General features: G+C 35.8%; 2 protein-coding genes and 1 pseudogene. 2 read left to right on the top strand and 1 reads right to left on the bottom strand.

What is annotated here, in order from left to right; translation table 11 throughout:
- Window positions 1–314: 314 nt before the first annotated feature.
- Both CK510_RS28040 and CK510_RS28035 read left to right on the top strand, forming a co-directional pair.
- A complete protein-coding gene (locus tag CK510_RS28040) occupies window positions 315–1,481 on the top strand; it encodes an FIST signal transduction protein (RefSeq protein ID WP_095724772.1) in 1,167 nt (388 codons plus the stop codon).
- A 6-nt stretch (window positions 1,482–1,487) separates the two neighbouring features.
- A complete protein-coding gene (locus tag CK510_RS28035) occupies window positions 1,488–2,558 on the top strand; it encodes a sensor histidine kinase (RefSeq protein WP_095724771.1) in 1,071 nt (356 codons plus the stop codon).
- Between the two features lie 21 nt (window positions 2,559–2,579).
- On the opposite strand, the pseudogene CK510_RS32140 reads toward CK510_RS28035, so the two are convergent.
- Window positions 2,580–3,558: pseudogene (locus CK510_RS32140) on the bottom strand (sister chromatid cohesion protein PDS5); the annotation flags it as partial.

The following is a 3,558-nucleotide window of genomic DNA, read 5'->3' as shown; positions in this document are numbered from 1 at the left end:
AAATTAATTATGCGTTGCCCAGAACCCTTGTCGTGCCTCCGCAATGCTACGTCTCTACATCTTTTCCGGAGATGTCTCTTAAGTTTTCGATAGCTTCAGTAAACCAAAATCCTCTTCTCAAAATTAATATCCCTGAATCTTGGTGAGATTTCGGGGATATTTTTTTATTTGTTGTTAATCCCATCTTGGTTTTGGGCAGAATAAAACCTAGAAGTCGAGATATAACTATGAGATTTTACTCATGTTGCCTCACAAATATTTGTTTTAAATCATACAAAAAAAAACTTATATAATTTTGAAAAAGGGAGATAAAAATGCTTAAAGTAGTCGTTGGTCATAGCGAAGACCCTAATACTCAAATTGCGGTTGAGGAAGTATTAGAACAATGTAAACAGGATTTAGCAGGAATTGTACCTCAAGCAGGACTTTTATTTGCAGCTATAGATTTTGAACATGGGGTAATTCTCAAAGAAATTAATCGGGTATTTCCTGGTATTGATTTAATTGGTTGCACTACAGACGGGGAAATGTCCTCAGTATTGGGCTTTCAACAGGATTCCCTAACCCTAATGCTTTTTTCCTCAGATACGATCAATATCCATGCTGGGGTAGGATATGCAGCTCGCGACAAGCCATTTTTAGCAGCAGAACAAGCTGTTTCCCAAGCAAGTCAAAAAGGTAATTTAGCAACCAAATTATGCATTTGTTTACCTGCTAGCTATACTGCTGATGGTTCAACTACCAATGGGGAATTAATTCTCGAAGGACTAAAAAAAGCATTTGATTCAGAAGTAACAATCATTGGGGGTACTGCTGGTGATCAATATAGATTCCAAACAACTTATCAATTTTTTGGTACAGAAGTGCTAACAGATTCCCTACCAATTTTGACTTTTTCGGGAGATATTTTATTTTCCTATGGAATTGCTTGTGGTTGGAAGCCAATTGGACTCAAAAAAATCGTCACAAAATCTTGTGGAACGGTACTTTACGAAATAGATGGAGAACCTGCACTGAAATTTTACAAGCGCTATTTATGGGACAAAATGCCAACAGCAGAAAACCCATTAGCTGTATATGAAGGAGATAGCGATCGCTATTATATGCGAGTACCAAATACTTACGACACCGAAACGGGCAGTATCAATTTTTTGGGTAATATTCCCGAACAAGCAATAGTTCAAGTCACGGAAGCTAGTCGGAATGAGATAGTTTCTGCATCTGAGACAGGACTTAATATTGCTTTGAAAAACTATCCGGGAACTAAACCGGAGGCTGTTTTACTATTCTCCTGTTGTTGTCGTCGTTGGCTTTTGGGTACAAGGGCAAAAGAAGAATATCAACTAGTCAAAAGTACACTCTCCACAGATATCCCTATTTGCGGATTTTATACCTATGGTGAATTTGCACCCTTAGAACCACAAGGTTCAACTTACTACCACCAAGAAACCTTTGTTACACTTCTTTTGGGTACAAGGTAAAGTTTTATGGAACCGATAGACTATGAGAACAGAATTAAAGAGTTGGAAAAAACTGTTCGGATTCTCACAAAGAAGCTAGAACGTTCCGAAAATGATAGGACACAACTTGAAGAAGGTGGGGAATTAAAAGAATATTTTCTCAAAAGTGTAATTAGAGAACTGGAGGAGTCACAATCAACCCTAGAAAAACGTACCAATGAGTTAGAAACTACCCTCAAAAATCTCCAAGCTTTGCAAGCAAAATTAGTAGAGTCTGAAAAAATGTCTGCTCTCGGAGTTATGGTAGCTGGGATTGCCCATGAAATCAACAACCCAGTTAGTTTCATTTATGGGAACTTGGTTCATGCAAATAATTATTTTGAGGATTTATTAGCACTATTACAACTTTATCAACAGTATTATCCCCAACCGAGTTTAGAAATTCAGAAAAAAATCAAAACAATCGAACTCGAATTTATAGTTAAAGATATAGACCAAATTTTTAAATCAATGAATATGGGAGCAGAAAGAATTAGCGACATTATTAAATCTTTACGAAATTTCTCTCGACTTGATGAAGCAAAATACAAAAACGTTGATATTCATCAAGGGATTGAAAGTACCCTGGTAATTTTAAATCATCGCTGCAAACCAACAGCAAATTTACCAAAAGGAATTCAAATAATTAGGGATTATGGAAAATTGCCTCTGATAGATTGCTATCCTGGACAGCTAAATCAGGTTTTCATGAATATTATTGCGAATGCGATCGATGCTCTAGAAGAAAATTTCAATCAGAATATCACTTTAGAAGGGAAACATGAATTGACCCCATTTATTTCCATTAGTACTCAAGTTGCTAACAAAAATTGGGCAGTAATTCGCATTACAGATAACGGAAAAGGAATAGACGAAACTGTACATTCAAGATTATTTGACCCTTTCTTTACAACAAAAGAAATTGGTAAAGGTACAGGATTAGGACTCGCAATTAGTTACAAAATAATTGTTGAATTACACGGAGGAAAACTTGATTGCTATTCCACACCAGAATTAGGAGCGGAATTTGTAATTAAAATTCCCATTCAACAATCTTAAAATTACTATTAACCAAACTCTTTAAACTGTATCACGAATACTTTTATAAGCTTCCATAAAAGTCCGGAAAGACTCTTGCGAGAGTTCTTTTGTCATCAAATCAAAAACAACCTTTTGAAAAATATTATCTAACTGTTGTTTTCGGAAATTCTTATCTTGTATTGTACTAGGTAATAATTGGACAGTCTCATTAATATAACCTGCTAATAGCTGACTTTGATTTTGTTCGATTGCCTGATACGAAACTTGCCTTTCCCGTTCTATTGTCTCACGGGTAGTTTTATAAGCCTCATTAAACGTTCGGAATGCTTCTTGGGAAATCTTTTTATCGAGTAATGCCGTTGCTGCATCATTAAAAACTTGGTCAAGTTGATTTTGTCTATCATCAGTATTGCTATTAGTAATACCCATCAACTGAATCGCAGCATCAATATAATGATTACCTTGTTGGGCACGTTGTTGCTGCCTTTCAATAGCTTCTCTAGCGGTTTTATAAGCCTCATTAAAAGTCCGGAAAGACTCTTGGGAAATATTATCTACATCCAGAGCTTTTGCAGCCCTTTCAAAAATTAAATCAAGAATTTGCTGCCTTAATTCGATATCATCTTGACCTGTATTTTGTAACAGCTTTAACTTAGGTTGTAACCTTTGCTCAATCCAAACCTTGAAATCACCTTGGTGTATTTTTTTCAATTCATCAAGCTTTGAATCAAACTTTTTCAGCCGTTGTTGAAGCTCCTTATCCGTATTACTCATAAGAGCGATCGCAAGTTCAATATACTCATCCGCTTCATTCTTCTTCCCACTTTCAATCCAGGATTTTAAATTTCTCACCCAGGAAATAAGTAACAAACCAATCGTTAAAACAAACGCCAAATAATCAGCATGTTCCTGTACAAACGAAGGTTTATCACGTTCATAAAAAGAAATTGCCCCAATATGCAAAGGAGGAATACCCGAACTATTAGTATCATCCGGCTTACTAATAGTTGTCACTAAA

The sequence above is a fragment of the Brunnivagina elsteri CCALA 953 genome (assembly GCF_002289455.1).
Classification (GTDB): domain Bacteria; phylum Cyanobacteriota; class Cyanobacteriia; order Cyanobacteriales; family Nostocaceae; genus Brunnivagina; species Brunnivagina elsteri.
This window is presented reverse-complemented; position numbering and strand designations above follow the sequence as displayed.

Bases quoted from the DNA above. Each gene is read 5' to 3' on its own strand.
- CK510_RS28035 (WP_095724771.1), top strand. From the start codon at position 1,488: ATGGAACCGATAGACTATGAGAACAGAATTAAAGAGTTGGAAAAAACT.
- CK510_RS28040 (WP_095724772.1), top strand. From the start codon at position 315: ATGCTTAAAGTAGTCGTTGGTCATAGCGAAGACCCTAATACTCAAATT.